Source organism: Streptomyces sp. NPDC032161 (assembly GCF_040636995.1).
Classification (GTDB): Bacteria; Actinomycetota; Actinomycetes; order Streptomycetales; family Streptomycetaceae; genus Streptomyces.
In genome coordinates this window covers 435602-451454 of sequence record NZ_JBEZVN010000003.1, presented here as the reverse complement: position 1 = coordinate 451454, position 15853 = coordinate 435602, and the positions used below count along the sequence as shown (strand labels likewise).

At 69.6% G+C, this 15853-nt stretch carries 17 protein-coding genes; 11 read left to right on the top strand and 6 right to left on the bottom strand.

All coding sequences use genetic code 11. The features are described from left to right. The first annotated feature begins 175 nt into the window (after positions 1-175). A complete protein-coding gene (locus AB0E67_RS12410) occupies positions 176-355 on the top strand; it encodes a hypothetical protein (protein WP_362024616.1) in 180 nt (59 codons plus the stop codon). A gap of 10 nt (positions 356-365) precedes the next feature. Here AB0E67_RS12410 and AB0E67_RS12405 read toward each other — a convergent pair whose 3' ends face one another. Further along, complete coding sequence (locus AB0E67_RS12405; protein ID WP_362024613.1) at positions 366-791, bottom strand: helix-turn-helix domain-containing protein; 426 nt, start codon at positions 789-791, stop codon at positions 366-368. A 145-nt stretch (positions 792-936) separates the two neighbouring features. Here AB0E67_RS12405 and AB0E67_RS12400 point away from each other — a divergent pair, with 145 nt between their 5' ends. The 4 genes from AB0E67_RS12400 to AB0E67_RS12385 all read left to right on the top strand — a co-directional run bounded on the left by AB0E67_RS12400 (position 937) and on the right by AB0E67_RS12385 (position 4841). Beyond that, positions 937-1683 (top strand): SDR family NAD(P)-dependent oxidoreductase, encoded by a 747-nt coding sequence (locus AB0E67_RS12400; RefSeq protein ID WP_362024610.1) that lies wholly within the window; start codon positions 937-939, stop codon positions 1681-1683. Positions 1684-1967: 284 nt separating this feature from the next. Further along, positions 1968-3200, top strand: a complete 1233-nt coding sequence (locus AB0E67_RS12395; RefSeq protein WP_362024607.1) for a cytochrome P450 — start codon at positions 1968-1970, stop codon at positions 3198-3200. A gap of 187 nt (positions 3201-3387) precedes the next feature. Next, the gene (locus AB0E67_RS12390; protein WP_351522953.1) at positions 3388-4623 is read left to right on the top strand and encodes a cytochrome P450; all 1236 of its coding nucleotides are present in this window, start codon (positions 3388-3390) and stop codon (positions 4621-4623) included. Positions 4624-4649: 26 nt separating this feature from the next. Beyond that, complete coding sequence (locus AB0E67_RS12385) at positions 4650-4841, top strand: ferredoxin (RefSeq protein WP_351634736.1); 192 nt, start codon at positions 4650-4652, stop codon at positions 4839-4841. Positions 4842-5366: 525 nt separating this feature from the next. On the opposite strand, the gene AB0E67_RS12380 is transcribed toward AB0E67_RS12385, so the two are convergent. Next, a complete protein-coding gene (locus AB0E67_RS12380; protein ID WP_362024603.1) occupies positions 5367-6248 on the bottom strand; it encodes an SDR family oxidoreductase in 882 nt (293 codons plus the stop codon). 203 nt (positions 6249-6451) lie between these two features. Beyond that, positions 6452-7612: a pyridoxal phosphate-dependent aminotransferase gene (locus AB0E67_RS12375; protein WP_362024601.1), complete on the bottom strand. Its 1161-nt coding sequence runs from the start codon at positions 7610-7612 to the stop codon at positions 6452-6454. Positions 7613-7918: 306 nt separating this feature from the next. Between AB0E67_RS12375 and AB0E67_RS12370 the strand changes: the two genes are divergently transcribed. The 4 genes from AB0E67_RS12370 to AB0E67_RS12355 all read left to right on the top strand — a co-directional run bounded on the left by AB0E67_RS12370 (position 7919) and on the right by AB0E67_RS12355 (position 12586). Further along, positions 7919-8488 carry an XRE family transcriptional regulator gene (locus AB0E67_RS12370; RefSeq protein ID WP_362024598.1) on the top strand — a complete coding sequence of 190 codons (570 nt, stop codon included), beginning with the start codon at positions 7919-7921 and terminating at the stop codon, positions 8486-8488. Between the two features lie 674 nt (positions 8489-9162). Beyond that, positions 9163-9882 (top strand): MBL fold metallo-hydrolase, encoded by a 720-nt coding sequence (locus tag AB0E67_RS12365; protein WP_362024595.1) that lies wholly within the window; start codon positions 9163-9165, stop codon positions 9880-9882. A 260-nt stretch (positions 9883-10142) separates the two neighbouring features. After that, positions 10143-11258, top strand: a complete 1116-nt coding sequence (locus AB0E67_RS12360) for a hypothetical protein (RefSeq protein ID WP_362024593.1) — start codon at positions 10143-10145, stop codon at positions 11256-11258. 599 nt (positions 11259-11857) lie between these two features. Beyond that, a complete protein-coding gene (locus tag AB0E67_RS12355; protein ID WP_362024590.1) occupies positions 11858-12586 on the top strand; it encodes a restriction endonuclease in 729 nt (242 codons plus the stop codon). A 156-nt stretch (positions 12587-12742) separates the two neighbouring features. Here the strand turns inward: AB0E67_RS12355 and AB0E67_RS12350 are convergent, their stop codons facing one another. Then, positions 12743-13201 (bottom strand): hypothetical protein, encoded by a 459-nt coding sequence (locus AB0E67_RS12350; protein WP_362024587.1) that lies wholly within the window; start codon positions 13199-13201, stop codon positions 12743-12745. Between the two features lie 341 nt (positions 13202-13542). Between AB0E67_RS12350 and AB0E67_RS12345 the strand changes: the two genes are divergently transcribed. Beyond that, positions 13543-13968 (top strand): Rid family hydrolase, encoded by a 426-nt coding sequence (locus AB0E67_RS12345; protein ID WP_362024585.1) that lies wholly within the window; start codon positions 13543-13545, stop codon positions 13966-13968. A 185-nt stretch (positions 13969-14153) separates the two neighbouring features. On the opposite strand, the gene AB0E67_RS12340 is transcribed toward AB0E67_RS12345, so the two are convergent. Beyond that, on the bottom strand, positions 14154-14630 hold the full coding sequence (locus tag AB0E67_RS12340) for a hypothetical protein (protein WP_362024582.1): 477 nt from the start codon (positions 14628-14630) through the stop codon (positions 14154-14156). A gap of 253 nt (positions 14631-14883) precedes the next feature. Here AB0E67_RS12340 and AB0E67_RS12335 point away from each other — a divergent pair, with 253 nt between their 5' ends. After that, positions 14884-15195, top strand: coding sequence for a hypothetical protein (locus tag AB0E67_RS12335; RefSeq protein WP_362024579.1), 312 nt, complete (start codon positions 14884-14886; stop codon positions 15193-15195). A gap of 23 nt (positions 15196-15218) precedes the next feature. On the opposite strand, the gene AB0E67_RS12330 is transcribed toward AB0E67_RS12335, so the two are convergent. After that, positions 15219-15764 (bottom strand): TetR/AcrR family transcriptional regulator, encoded by a 546-nt coding sequence (locus AB0E67_RS12330; protein ID WP_362024576.1) that lies wholly within the window; start codon positions 15762-15764, stop codon positions 15219-15221. Positions 15765-15853 lie beyond the last annotated feature (89 nt).

Below are 15853 nucleotides of genomic sequence, written 5' to 3'. Positions count from 1 at the left end.
CGCGTGGTCACTATGGCGAAGAAGAAGTCAAGCACGAGCCCGTACCAGCCATTACCAACGCAGAGGACATCACGGAGTGTCGTTGCAGTACTAAGGGGTCCCGTAATCGCTGGCGGGCGCGCGACGACAGCTACGGCACCTCGCCGCATTGTCGGAACGTCCGCATCCGTCCAGTTTGCGGGCGCCCCTCCGCCTCGCGATGCACCGCCGCCGGGAAGCCGCACGCACCGGTCTGTGGCTCGTCTACCGCGAACTGGGCACCCGGCGCCGGGAGACGGCGGAGGTCGTCCTGGAACACATCGAGGACGACAAGCCGAGGCTCACGGCCTGTCTGGCCGCGATACGAGGCAAGTAGCGTTCTCCGATCAGGACCGCGACCGTGCCGGACGAGCGTCGTCGTAGCGGCGCCGGTTCTCCCCGATCTCCGTTCGGTGGGCGGTGGCCCAGTCGCCCAGGGTCGTGGCGGCGTCCAGCAGCGTCGAGCCGAGTCCGGTCAGGGTGTACTCCACGCGGGGAGGAACACTGGCGTAGACGGTGCGGGTCAGCAGACCGTCGCGTTCGAGCTGCCGCAGCGTCAGCGTGAGCATCCGTTGCGAGATGCCGGTGACGGCACGATGAAGCTCGCCGAAGCGCAGGGTGCGGTCGCGCAGCTGTCCGACGACCAGGATGCTCCACTTGTCGCCGATCACTCCGAGGATCTGCAGCACCTGCCGGCACACGTCCTCTTCGGACTCACCACGCCCGTGTTCGTCCGTCTCGGCTGGTGGCGAGCTGTCCGGGGTGCGGGGCAACGGTTACCTCCCTGTGCGTCACCGACAGCAATGTGCCGTCTTGTCCCTCTCATCGTAGTGAAGAAACATGGGGTTACGAACAAAACATAAGTATCGGTAATCGGGCGGAAGTCGGGTCCGGTTCCCTGATCGGGGAGGAATGTCGGTGGCGAAGACACTGGTAGTTGTCGGTGCGGGTCCGGGGCTGGGAATGGGGGTGGCCCGCGCGTTCGGCCGGCACGGATTCAGGGTCGGGCTGATCGCACGGAACGGGGCGAAGCTGGAGGTCCTGGTCGACGAGCTGGCCGCGCTGGGCATCACCGCGGCCGCCTTCCCCGCCGACATCCGCGACCGCGACGGCCTCGACGCCGCTCTCACCGCGGCGAAGAACGCGCTGGGGCCGATCGACGTCCTGGAGTTCAGCCCCGGCCCGACCGAGCCGATCACGCACGCCGCGCAGACCACGGTCGCCGCGGTCACAGCACAGTTCGAACTGCACGTACTGGGGGCCGTGGCAGCCGTACAGCATGTGCTGCCGGAGATGCGCGCCCGAGGAGACGGCACACTGCTGCTGACCACGGGCATCTCCTCGACGGTCCCGACCCCCTTTCTGGCCAATGTCGGCATGGCCATGGCCGGCCTGCGGAACTGGGCACACGCTCTGCACACCGAACTGGGGCCGGAGGGGGTGCACGTCGGCACGGTGACCATCGCGTCCGGCATCGTCCCCGGTGATGCCGAGACCGACCCCGACGTCATCGGGGCCCGGTACTACGCCGTGTATCAGCAGCGGGGACGACGGCGAGGCCATGCCGAGGAGATCATCGGCGACGTGGACGCCTTCCGGGCCCTTGTCGACGGGCGAGCCCGCGCGGCGGCGGACACCGCGGGCTCCATCGGCACGGCCCCGTAGCGGAATCGGCACGGGTCCGTAGCGGAATCGGCACGGGTCCGGAGAGCGATGTCCAGGGCTCTCGGACGCACGCGCGCCCCCGCCTTGCGATGTACCGCATCCGCCGCCGTGCACTGATCCGCCACGGATTGCGGGACAGCCCTTAGGGGCGCCTAGGGGTGGGCCACCCCCGGCCACGCTGCCTAGCGTGCGGGGGACGGCCGACCGCGCCGCACCGGCGCCGAGCCCGGAGCCCTTCCCGCGGTGTCGGCGCGCCCCGCTCCCTCCCGCGTGAAGAGGACATCATGACTGCACCTGCCGAAGCGGCCGACGAGGACGCCATCCCGGAGTTTCCGATGCGGCGGGGCTGCCCCTTCAGCCCTCCCCCCGCCTACGCCGAGCTGCGCGAGACCGAGCCGGTCTCCCGGGCGCGGCTGAAGGTCGACGGCAAGCGGACCTGGCTGGTCACCCGGCACGACCTGTACAAGAGCCTGCTCGGCGACTCGCGGGTGAGCGCCAACCTGAAACTGCCGGGCTATCCGCTCCAGGTGCCGGTGCCGGAGGAGACGCTCCAGTCGGTCCCGCTCACCTTCCTCTCCATGGACCCTCCGGATCACACGGTCCAACGCCGCATGCTGGCACCGGAGTTCAGCGTCCGTCGAATGCGCGAGCTGCGCGCCCGGGTGCAGCAGATCGTGGACCAGCAGATCGACGAGATGCTCGCCAAGGGCACCGGCGGTCCGGTGGACCTCGTCACCGCCCTCGCGCTGCCGGTTCCGTCCCTGGTGATCTGCGAACTGCTCGGCGTGCCGTACGAGGACCACGCCCGGTTCGAGAAGTGGGCCTGGGCCATCATGAACCACGAGGTCAGCGACGAGGACCGGGGCCTCGCCCACTACGAGCTGGACCATTACGTCGACGGTCTGGTCACCGCGAAGGAGAGCGAGCCCGGCGACGACATGATCAGCCGGCTGATCGCGTTCAACCGGCAGACCCCGGCGGTGGAGCACTCCGACATCGTCAGCATGTCCAAGCTGATGCTGGTGACCGGTCACGAGACCACCGCCAACATGATCGCGCTGGGCGTCCTGGCCCTCCTGGAGCACCCGGAACAGCTGGCCGCCGTGCGCGGGGATCCGGAGCTGATGCCACGCGCCGTGGAGGAGCTGCTGCGCTTCTTCTCCATCTCCGACGCGGGCACGGCACGCGTGGCCATGGAGGACATCGAGCTGGGCGGAGTCACCATCCGCACAGGCGACGGCATCCTGCCGCTGAACAACGCCGCCAACCACGACGAGCGGGTCTTCCCCGACCCGGACCGGCTGGACGTCCGCCGCGAGGCGCGCAGCCACGTGGCCTTCGGCTACGGCGTCCACCAGTGCGTCGGCCAGAACCTGGCCCGGATGGAACTCGACGTCGTCTACTCCACGCTGCTGCGACGGATACCGACACTGCGGCTGGCCGCGCCGGCCGAGGAGCTGCGGTTCAAGGACGACGCCATGGTCTACGGACTGTACGAGCTGCCCGTCACCTGGTGACGGCGGCGGACCGCACCGCCACACACACCTCTCCCCCATCAACCGAACCGTCGTCCGTCAGCCCCTCGGCCCGTCGACCCGTCGGCCCCTGCGCCCGTAAGCCCGGCCGCCCGGCCACCCGGCCACCCGGCCACCCAACCGTCCCTCAGCCCAGCAGTCCGTCAGCCCGCCCGTCCGAGAGGCAGCCATGACCCAGTCCGCCGACCCGGCGCCCGAGACCGCGTCGCCGTATCCCCGTTTCCCGATGCGGCGCACCTGTCCGTTCAGCGAGCCGCCCGAGTACGCCGGACTGCGCGCGGACGAGCCGGTGTCGCGCGCCGAGCTGAAGGTGAACGGCAAGCCGACCTGGCTGGTCACCCGACATGAACACGTCCGTCAGGTACTCGGTGACCCGCGGGTGAGTTCCAACTTGAAACGGCCCGGCTACCCGCACCAGTTCCACATCTCCGAGGAGATGCTGGCGCACGTCCGGCTGATGCTGTTGTCCATGGACCCGCCGGACCACACCGCGCAACGACGCATGCTGATACCGGAGTTCACCGCGCGCCGGGTGAAGGAGATGCGTCCGCGCATCCAGGAGATCGTCGATGAACGCATCGACGCCATGCTGGCCTCCGACGGCCCGGTGGACCTGGTCACGGCCCTGGCCCTGCCGGTTCCCTCCCTGACCATCTGCGAACTGCTGGGCGTCCCCTACGAGGACCATGCCCAGTTCGAGGCGTGGTCCGCGGCGATGATGAACCACGATCTCAGCCCGGAGGAGTACGGGGCCTCCGTGCAGGCCCTGGACGCGTACCTCGACAAGCTCGTCACCCTCAAGGAGACCGAGCCCGGCGACGACCTGATCAGCCGGTTCCTGGACAAGAACCGCACCGAGCAGGTCGCCGATCACGTCGATGTGGTGACCATGGCGCGCATGATGCTGGTGGGCGGTCACGAGACGACGGCCAACATGATCGCCCTCGGTGTGCTGGCGCTGCTGGAGCACCCGGACCGCCTGGCCGAACTGCGGTCGGACCCCGCGCTGCTGCCCAACGCGGTCGAGGAGCTGCTGCGGGTGTTCTCCATCTCCGACTCCGGCACCGCGCGGGTCGCAGTCGAGGACATCGAGGTGGGCGGGGTCACCATCCGCGCCGGTGAAGGCATCCTCGCGCTGAACAACGCCGCCGACCACGACGAGGCCGTCTTCCCCGACCCCGGCACCCTCGACCTCCGCCGCCAGGAGGCGCGCAGCCACCTCGCCTTCGGATACGGGATCCACCAGTGCATGGGCGCGAACCTGGCCCGCGCGGAGCTGGAGATCGTGTACGGCACCCTGCTGCGCCGTGTCCCCGGTCTCCGGCTGGCCGTGGCTCCGGAGGAACTGCGTTTCAAGGACGACGCCATGGTCTACGGCGTCTACGAGCTGCCCGTCACCTGGTGACGGCCGATCCGATCGGATTCCCTGCCATGCGTGTGACCACCGACTACGACCGGTGCGTCGGCTCCGGCCAGTGCGCGTTGCTCAGCCCCGAGGTCTTCGACCAGGACGACGACGGCCTCGTCCTCGTCCTCCAGGAGAAGCCGGTGGCAGCGCTGCACGGCAGCGTCCGGCGCGCGGCGGACCTGTGCCCGTCGCGCTCCATCCAGATCCACGACTGACCGAGCCGCGGCCGGGGCCGGCGCCTTTCTCCGCGTCGCCGACACACGAGCGGGGTCTACGGCTCTCCGACGATGGTCCCGGCTCTCCGACGATGGTTCCGGAAGCACGGACGCGGGGCGTACCGTTCGTCACGGCCGCGGACGGGCACCGGCTTCCGTTCCGGACGGGCGGTTCGACGGCGCATGGGCCGACCACGTCCTCCAGCGCGTCGCCCAACGCGCCGGGCTGTCGGCCGCCCGCGGCCTCGCCGACATCACCGTGGAGGCCAGGACGCCGGTCGCAAGGGACTCCTCGACCGTGGACGACGTCATGGGTCTGCGAACCCGGTCGCGCGCCGCGACGGACCAGGGCTTCCTCGATCCCTCGGATGCGGATGTTTCGTGGCCCGGTACGACGAGGCCGTACGTACCGGGCGCTTCACCTGCGCCGTGTCCTTCTTCCCGATCGCCCGGCACGCTTCCGCGAGAGGACAGCGGGCCCGGACGGATCCCGCCGTCATCCGCCCGGCCGAAGCCGACGGCCGGTCACCCGCCTGGCTGGTCCCGCTCGACAGGGCGCGGTCCGGCGAGGGACTCGGCCTGTTCGAGGAAGAGCGGCAGCCACTGTTCGTACGTGGTGTTCGCCAGGTACCGCAGGGCCGTCTCCGCGTCCTTGCCGACAGGGGTGTGCAGCGGTGTGTCGTGATCGTCGACGGCCGCGAGGATCGCCTCGGCCACCTCGCCGCAGTCCCCGGCGCCCTCCTGAACACGGGTGAGGAACCGCGCGATCCATGCCTGGTCCGCGGTGTACGGGCCGGCCTCGGACGGCTCCGGCAGGGCGGCCCGGCCCACGGTGTCGCGATGGATGCGGGAGGCGAAGCCGCCGGGTTCGAGGCACACCACGCGGATGCCGAAGGGGCGTACCTCCGCCGACAGGGCCTCGCTGAGGGCGCCGAGGGCGGCCTTGCCGGCGGCGTAGAACCCGCCGTGCGGCACGGCGAACGTCCGACCCGCGAGGGAGGAGACGTTGACGATGACGCCGCCGCGGCGGGCACGCATGGCGGGCAGCACCGCGCGCACGGTGCGCAGCGGGCCCCAGAGGTTGGTCTCCATCAGCGTGCGTGCCTCGTCGAGCGGCATGGTCTCGACGGGGCCGGTGCGGTCGACGCCCGCGTTGTTGACGAGCACGTCGACAGGACCGTGCCGTTCCTGCACCGCGGTGACGGCGGCGATGACGGAGGCGTCGTCGGTGACGTCCAGCCGGGGCACGTCGAGGACGAGGTCCTCGGCCCGGGCGCGCCGGAACAGTTCGTCGGCGGTGGCCGGATCGCGTACGCAGGCGTGGACGCGGTCTCCCCTGCGGGCGAACGCCAGCGCGGTCTCCAGGCCGATGCCGCTGCTGCAACCAGTGATGAGGACGGATGTCATGGCCGTACCGACCGCTTTCCGGGGTGTAGGAGATCCGGTTGTCCCCGTGCGAGTGAGGGGAGGAAGGCGGTGGGAAGCCTACGGACGCGCCCCGGCACCTTCAGCCCCTACGGCCCCCTACCCCTCCCCGTTCCCCCGCTCGTTCCCCTACCCCTCCCCGTCTCCCGCCCACGGTCCCGCACGGTGCCCGGCCGGGCTCGCGCTCAGCCGAAGGCGGCGCGGAAGCGGTCGCGCAGGTCGGTGAGACGTTCGACGGGTTCGTTGGCGAAGACCAGCCGCAGGTGGTTCGCGCCCTGTGGGCCCCACCCCGTCATCGGGGTCGTCGCGACCTTCGCGAGCCGGAAGAGGCGGTCGGACGCCTGCGCCGGGGATAGGCCGAGGGCGGCGGTGTCGACGAGGAGGGACCAGCCGCCGTCGGGGCGGACGCAGGGGTAATCGGCCAGTTGCTGGAGGACGAGATCGCTGCGCTGCTGCCAGATCCGGGTGGCCGCGGCGACATCGGCGTCCGCGTCCGGGGAGTTCAGGGCCGCGGCGACCGCCTGCTGGGCGATGCCGACCTGGCAGACGACGTTCGTCATTCCGACCAGCTTGACGTCCGCCATGATGCGTGGCGGACCGACCACCCAGCCGACCCGCCAGCCGATGAGGCGCAGTTCCTTGGACGCCGAGCCCACGGTGATGGTGCGATCGGTCAGACCGGGGTGGCTCGCCGGGTGCTCGGGAGCCCGCCCGTCGAACCGGATGCGTTCCATCGCGGCGTCGTGGACGATCCAGCAGTCGTGCTCGGCGGTCGCGGTGGCGAGCGAGTCCCAGTGGGCGCGGTCGAGCACGGCACCGGTGGGCATGGCCGGGGACATGACGAGGACCGCGGCGGTGTTCGGCCCGACGGCCGCGGCGAGTTCGTCGGGGTCGGTGCCCCATCCGTTCGGGCCGGGCGTGCAGCGCACGTGCCGGGGGACTCCCCCGACGAGGCGGATCCGGTTGATCAGACCGGCGTAGATGGGGTCGCAGACGACGACCTCCTGTCCGGGCTCGACAACGGCCAGCAGCACGTTGAGCACCCCGTTGAGGCCCCCGGCGACACTCACGCAGTCCGTCGCCGGATCGTAGGTGCGACCGGCGCTCCGGCCGACGTGCGCGACGGCCGCGTCCCGCAGCGCGGTGTGGCCCTGGAACGGCAGATAGCTGTTCGCCGCGTCGTCGTCGATCGCGGAGCGCGTGACGTCGAGGGCGACCCGGGGCGGCCGGATGTCCGTGTCGAGGTTCTCCAGGCGCAGCAGCTCGGGATCGTGCGCGGCGTCGGCGGCGTCGCCGATCTCGTCGACTCCGATACCGGGGATGTGCCGCAGGCGCGACACGCTCATAGGGACCACCTCACAGAACTCTTCGCGCGGGAAACGAAGGGGGAAAGAAGGGACGAAGAACGAAGAACGAAGAACGAAGAACGAAGGACGAGGAAAGACGAAGGATGACGGAAGAGGACAAGAAAGGAAGGCGAGGAGGACAGGGCGCGACGCCGAAAGGCGCGGCCGACCGCAGCCGGCCGAATCGCCGCGCTCCGCAAACAGCCCGCGTTCCATAAACAGAACGTTCCGTTCATGGAACAATAACTCCTGCGGGGAGGCACGGGCAACGGGGCCTCGATCGGAAAGCGTGAACGGGGAGGCGCCATGGATCTGGCCGGACAGGTGGGCCGCCGGTTGAAGGAACTGCGCGCCGAGCGGCGGGTGTCGCTCTCCGAACTGGCGCGACGGTCGCAGGTCGGCAAGGGGACGCTCTCGGAGCTGGAGAACGGGCGGCGCAATCCCACGCTGGAGACCTTGTACGCGCTGACGACCGCGCTGGACGCCCCCCTCAGCGCGGTCCTGCCCTCCTCCGCCGCCCCACCCTCCTCCGCGGACCGGGCCGAGATCTCGGGCAGCGCCGTGAGCGCCGTGCTCATCGAACGGTTCGAGGACACCGCCGCGGTCACGGAGGTGTACCGGGCGAGGATCCGCGCCGGAGCGGTTCAGACTTCGGCCGCCCACGCACCCGGCACCAGGGAACACCTCACCGTCCTGCACGGCACCGCGCGCGTCGGCGAGGTCTCCGGTCCGCTCGTCGCGGGCCCAGGGGATCACGTCGAGTGGGCCGCCGACGTACCCCATCTGTACTGCGCCCCGTCCGGAGACGTCGAGGCGATCCTGATAGTTCGCCACCCGGCACACGACGCCGATGGGAAGCGCGGATCCGTGGCGTGACACCGTCGTTCGGCGACCGGTCCACCGGCCGTCCGACGGCGGGCCCGCTCCCACGCCCTCAGCCGAATGGGTGCCAGATCTCGTGCGACGCGTCATCGGTCCGTGATCACGCGGACCCGCCCGCCCGAGCCCGTCCGCCCACGGGCAGACTGACAGGGGCAGGAGGAGAACGGAATGTCGCGAAACCCGAGAAACGAATTCTTCGACAGTCCCGGGGGGATGTGCTTGTACATCGTGTTCTTCGGGTGGACGGCAGCCGACAGCAGCACCGCGCCCTGGCTGAGAGTTGTCACCGCCGTCCTGCTGATGGCCTCGGTGGTATTGCTGGTGAAACAGCTCTTGGGACGTGCCCGCAGCCGCGCTGCTTCAAGGCGTCCGGACGACTCGGCACCCTGACCACCACCGCACGCCCCCCGACCGCACCGCCCGGTCGTTACGCCGGAGTCCCACGCCCCGGCGGTGGTCCGTCCCTCCAGCGTTTGATCGCGTCCGGTTCGCACCGTTTGAAACCGATCCGCCAGAACTGGTGCGCCCCGCTCATGGCCGGGCCATGCCATTCATCCATGGGTCACCCTTTTCCAGGGTTTTTCAAGTCCGGGTCGTTCACGCTGCGCATAATTCACCCGCAGCGCAAAACGACAGAACGTTCCCCCATCACGGATTAGCGTGATGCCATGGAACTCATCCAGATCACTCCCTCTATTTGGCAATTGCCGCTTCCCGTTGGGCATGTTCACATTGTGCGCCTGCCGGACGGATACGCTCTGGTCGATACCAGCGTCCCGGGATCCGCCCCGACGGTCCTCGCCGCCCTCGATCAGCTCGGCGGACGTCCCCAGGACGTCCAGCAGATCGTTCTGACGCACTACCACCTGGATCACATGGGCTCGGCCGCGGATCTCGTCGCCGCCACGAGTGCCCGCGTGCTGGCCGGTGCGCTGGACGTCCCGGTCATCAGTGGCACCGTCCCCGAGCCCATGCCCGTGCACACGGCCTCGGAACGCGCGCTCCACGAGCAGCTCATGGCGGGATTCTCCGACGCGGAAGTGCCGCCCCTGAAGCATGTGGCGGTGGATGTCGACCTGCGCGAGGGCGACATCCTCGACGACTGGCCCGAGCCCGTACGCGTACTGCACATCCCGGGCCACACTCCGGGAAGCATCGCGCTCCATTTCGAGGAAAGCAGCGTGCTGTTGTCGAGCGACACCATCGCAACCGAGGACGGACGGGCGATTCTCGGACCGTTCAATCTGGACCGGCAGCAGGCCATCGCCTCGTTCCGGCGGATGGCCGCACTGGACGTGGAGAAGGTGTGCGTCCCCCATGGCCTGCCGTTGCTGGAGAACGGCGGTGCGGTGCTTCGGGCGGCCACTCCGGAGAACGACTGGGTGTGAGACGCGCGCTCACCGGTGATCGCGGAACCTCCGGGGTACCGGCCCCGGAGGTTCCGCGATCCGCTCCAGGAATCCGGCTCGCCCCCCAGCCTCCACTTCCGGGAGAGTTCCCTCCTCCGTCAACCCGGCGCGCCGGAAAAGCACGCAACAACCATGATTGACCTTTTGTCATCAGGTGACCACTTCAAGGCCTTGCGGCGAAATGCGAAGCGCCTCAATTCTGGTGCGGCATCCATCTCACTACCGAAAGGACCCCCGCCATGGCGCACCGTAAGGTCTATCTGGCGGTTGGCAGGACGAACACACGGATCCACCGCTTCGACCCGATCGACGGGGACACCCGCGTCGTCGGGGAGGTGCCGGCGTACGAGGCCGGTTACAGCGCCATGGGCGCGCAGTACCGGGGCGACGGCAAGGAACCCCTGCTCTTCGCCGTCAGCGACAACCGACTGGTCGTCATCGACGTGGAGACCGGAAAGGTCTCGGACACGGTCGTCGAGGGCTTACCCAGCGGACTGACCTGGTACGACGGGGACATGGACGGCGACGGGAAGAAGCTGCTCGTCGCGAGCGGCGCCGACATGCCCAGCTACACGATCGACGTGGCGGCCCGGACGGCGGTCCCCGGCCCCCGCCCGGGTCCGGGGCGCTGGGACGACTTCGCCCACCACCCGAAGGACGGCCGACTCATCTCGGTCGAGGGTGACAACGGCGACCTCCTGCACGTGGATCCTCGGAACGACCCCATGAAGACCGTGCTCAGGCGGAAGGTCTTCCCGCCCGCCGAGGCCAGCGGCTCCAGCGGTTCCCGGAAGTCGTACTCGGCCACGTTCTTCGACTCGGCGGGTCACTTCTACGCCGTCGACTCGGCGGGCAACGTCAACCATCTCGACCTGACCGGTGACTCCATACCCGGCCGTGCCGAGCGGATCGGGAACGGGAGGATCCCCGTCGACGGCCTGGAGGTAGTGAACGGAGCCGGGCGCATCACACCGATGCCGGTCGCTCCCAGCTACGACGAGATCGTCGTGACGAAGAAGTCCAACGGCGGTTGGCCGAGCTACGACCCGCAGGGACGTGTGTACAGCTTCGAGCTGACCATCACGGCCGTCGACAAGAACGACGGCAAGGGCAAGGAGACGTCCAGGTTCCGGATCTCGTTCGACCTGCGGTCGGCGCGCGGAGCGAAGGTCGAGGCGTCCGGCGTCGACGTCACGCATGAGGACGGCAAGGCCTACCTCAGCTCCCAGGCCGACCAGTTGCTGTCAGCGGGGAATTCCCGGCCGATCGCCGTACAGATCACCGTGCCGGGCGACCCCGCCAAGCTGCCGTCCGAGTACCCGCTCGACGGGCTGAGGGCCACGCGGCTGGCCTGACACCTGTCCGGGCCACCGCGGCCGCGCACTGTCGTGCGGTCGAGGTCGCGGTGGCCCGCCGACATCACCCGGCCCGCCTCGTCCCCACTCCCCTGCCTCCCGGCCCCGACCGGCCACCGGCTGCGGGCTGCTGAGGGCGGGGCGGGCTGCCGACCGCCGTCTGACCGGTCACGTTGTTCGAGGCGTCTGGTGCGCTGAATCCGGACGTGGCATCGGCCCATCTGCGGGACAGTGTCGCGGCCATCGGCTACCCGCAGGGCGGCGCGGCCGACGCCTGATCGCCCTCGGGAAGGACAGCGCCGAACAGCATCGGACGGTGTTGGGCGGCATTGGTCAGCGCAGAACGATGTTGCGCGACGTAGAACGATGTGGGCCGCCACACCTGACGATGCCTGCGATGCCCCTGACGCACGCGATACCGACACTCGGCCATTCATGACCGATAGTGGTTTTCCCACCACGTGTCACCCTCGGCGGTTGGTTTCATGGACCGGATGTCGGCGCCGTCGGCCGCTCGGCCGGTGGAGAGGGGGACGCGATGTCGTGGGTCATCGGGTACGGCGGTGCCCTGGGCCGCCGACGCACCGGAAGGGTGGCCGATGGGTAGCCGCCGCCCGGCCCGGTCTCGCGTACGCCAGCCCTCGGCCCGGTCTCGCGTACGACGCCGGCCGGCCCGGTTCCGTGGGCGTCGGCGTCCGCGCGCCGGTGAGATCCTGGTGCTCGCCGTCGTCGCGCTGTGGGTCCTCGATGGGCTGGTGCGCTGGCTCGCCGGACACCTCTGGGTCGTCGCCGTCGCGCTCGGACTCGCCGCCGCGGGGGCCGTCCTGTGGTGGCACCGACGGAACCAACGCGCCGGACAACGCCTGGCGGAGGCCCGCGCCTTGCGCTACTCGATGGCGCACATCGACCAACTGCACCACCGCGACTTCGAGTTCGCGATACGCGATCTGATGTACCGCGACGGCTGCACCGACGCGGTGCAGGTCGGTGGCGCCGGGGACAACGGCGCCGACGTCAAGGCCACCGACCCCTACGGGCGGCGCTGGGTCATCCAGTGCAAGCACCGCCGCGCCGGACTGGCCGGGGCCGCCGTCGGAACACCTGATCTGCAGGTTCTCAACGGCACGGGCCGGCCCGTGCACAAGGGCGATGTCATCGTTCTGGTCACCAACGGCCGCTTCTCCGGACCGGCCCTGGACTTCGCCAGATCTCAGCGCCTGCACCTGGTGGACCGGGCGACACTGGCCACGTGGGCCGACGGGCACCGCCCCCTGTGGGAACTGCTGCGCGCCGTGCCCTCTCCCCGAGCCCCCGGGCCGTCGTCCTGACGCGGGCGGAGGCGGCGCTCCGGGGTGGCCGGCCCGGCCCCGTCATGGGTGAGCGGCCGGGTGGCATCCGCGTCCGTGCCGTTTCCGGACCGGCGACGCCACCCGGCCGCGTACGTGTTCCCGACCGTCGCTCCGTTCAGCCGCTCCCCGAGCGGGTCAGAACACGAACGGTCCGGGCGACTGGGTTGACGACGCGTTGCAGGTCGCGGTGATGCCCATGACCACGACCTTGAGGGACTTGGCCTCCAGGCTGTCCCCCGAGGCGACGGTTCCGCTGAGCGGGCCCGTGGAAACGGGACTGCCCGCAGGGATGGCAGGGTTGGAGTTTCCGGTGAACGTCACCGTGCTCGTGCCCTTGTTGGTGAGCGTGAGAGTCGATTTCACCGAGTTCGCCCCGACGTTGATGGGCGCGGTGATGGCGGAGGTCGAGAGGTTGATGGTCGCGGCCGTGCCGCTCTGGGTGGCGGTCAGGGTCGCGGTGCCCGAACCGTAGATGCCGCAGTTGAAGGAGACCGTGGCGGTGGTGGGGGTGACCGCACCGGCCGTGGAAGTCAGCGCGAGCATGCCCGCGGCGAGGGCGGAACAGACAGCTGTCCGCCGTATGCCATGCCTCATGATGGTTTGGCCCTTCGTGTGGGGGGATCACCGGCGCGAGTTCGCGGTACCACGCCGGAACGTCGCACTCACCTGACAACCTGTCAGGGAGATGACTCCCCCATTGAGGCACGCCCCCCTTGAGACAACAAGGCACATCGCCATGATTTTTGACATGCTCCGACCAATTCGGGCGAAGGTCCCGGCCGGCCCGGAATGGACGAGTCGACGTGGGGTGTTGAGGGACGGTGACGGGAGCAACGGGGAAACCGCGCCGTCTCTCCCGTGCGATTCCAACCGCTTGTCATCCACCGGCCCGCCGCCCGCGCGGCGGACCGCACGCCACGGAAGGAACACCGTCCATGACGCACGACCAGCGCACGATCACCAACCCGCCCACGCTGCACGACCCGACGCCGTACGGCTACAGCCACGCCGTCTCGGCCCCCGGCGAACTCGTCTTCATCGCGGGCCAGTACGCGTCCGACGCCGACGGCTCCCCCGTGCCGGGCGGCTTCGCGGACCAGGTGGATCTGGCCCTCGACCGGCTGCGGTCGGCCCTGGAAGGGGTGGGGCTCGGCTTCGAACACGTCGTCCGGCTCGGTTCGTACATCGTGGACCACGAGCCCGCCAGGCTGGAGATCCTCGGCAAGGCGCTGCACGCGCGGTTCGGAGACCGGCTGCCGGCCCAGACGTTGAACGGCGTCGCCTCTCTGGCGATGCCGGGAATGCTGTTCGAGATCGACGCGGTGGCCGTCCGACCGGCGCCCCGGCCGGACACCGACTGAGCGGCCGCGGTCCGGGCCGCCCTCTCCGTCGACGGAAACCGGACCGCGCGGCGAAATCGAGCGGCGGCGAAATCGAGCGGCAGCAAAAGACATCGGACCTGAGGTGTGGAGGCGACAGGTCCGATGCCTTGATGGGGATACAGGAGTTACCGGAAGGAATCCCGGACCGATATCACCGAGAGGATTCAGTCCCCGGTGTTGGTGGCCCAGACCGGACGCCTGTCCTTGTTGTAGACAACGACGTTGCCGTCGTCCTGGACGGCGAGGTACGCGCCCTTGCGCCAGGTGTCGGAGGCCCACAGCGGGCGGCCACCGCGGTCGTACAGGACGAAGTTGCCGTCCTCCTGCATGACGGCGTGGTCACCATTGGGGTACGCGCCGGGCGCCTGCCACGCCGGGCGATTGTCCTTGTAGAGAACGAGGTTCCCGTCCTGCTGCAACCGCAGGATGGCCCGGCCGTTGCCCGAGGTCCAGGCCTGGTTCTTCCGCAGCGTCGCCCTCGGATGGATCAGCGTGTCGGATGCGGGGCGCGCCTCGGCGGCCCGGGCGGAGCGTGCCGCGTCCGGCGCGGACACGGAAGCCTGGGCGGCACCCGCCGACGTGCCGCCGACCGCGAGGACCGCGGTCGCGACGGCGAGGAACGAAAAGGTACGGAGTTTCATCGTCTTCCCTTCACAGATCAGAAGCCCTGATGTCCTGGGCCACGCCATGAAACTCCGCCATGTCTCGGGAAGGAAAGCGGCTCACGGAAATCCCCAATAATTCGGGATGACCGAAATCCATATCAGCACGGTATATTCCACATGCCCGCCGGGGACCAGTTCACGAAGCCGGTGGGGCGTCCCGCCCGCCCCTGTCATCACAGGCGTCCATAGGCTGTCCCGAACGGACCTTGAGCAGATTGCGAGCCGCACAGTGATACGAGACCTCTACAACGTCCGGCTGCGGCCTGCGGAGGACGACGCCACACCGCTCACCGACGAGGAGGAGCAGCGTTTCCGGGCTGTGTTGTTCAGCGAACTCGGCAACAAGATCGCCGACCAGGGCTGGGTACGTTTCCCGGCGTACACGCCAAAGGACCGCCGTCGGCTGGTCGCTGTCGCGCAGCGCCTCACCGCCCACTGGGGACAACAGGTGTTCGTCGAAGCCGAAGACCTGTGCCGCGTCAGGCTCTGCCTCGCGGGACACGAAACGCGGCCGGGGCCGTCCGAGGCGCGCCCCCGCTGACGCGGGCGCGGCCTCGGACGGCCTCAGTGCGTCGAATCTCTCGCCAGCGTCACCACGAGCCGGGCCGTGGTGTCCACTAGCTCCTCGTCGATCGGCTTGCCGAGCACCAGAACCCGGTAGTAGAGGGGGCCGAGCAGCAGATCCACGAGGCGGTCGACGGTCCGGTCGTCGACGCTCAGGCCGTGGCCGCGCGCGAGGAGTGCGCGCAGCCCGGCGACGTCCCGTTCGCGCTGTTCGCGGAGGAAACCATCGCGCAGTGAGGCGGCGGTGTCCTCGTCCAGTTGGGCATGGCCGAGAAGGGCCTGCATCACCTGGCCGGCCGGCTCCTCGAAGAAGTCGGCCACGCGCTGGAGATGGTTCTTGAGATCGCCTTGCGGGTCGTCCTCCTCCGCACGCCATTCCAGTGCCTCGCGGGCGTCGTCGCTGAGGGTGTCCAGCAGGATCTCGACCTTCGATTTCCACCAGCGGTAGATCGTCTGCTTGGCCACGCCCGCACGCTGGGCGATGCCTTCCATGGTCAAGGCGGCGAACCCGCGCTCGACCAGGAGGTCGTCCGCGGCCCGGAGCACCGCGAGCCGGACGCTCTCACTGCGTCGGGGACCGGTTCGGCTGACGACAGGACTCGGCTGACGGGCCGGCTGGGCTTTCCGCGTGGCGC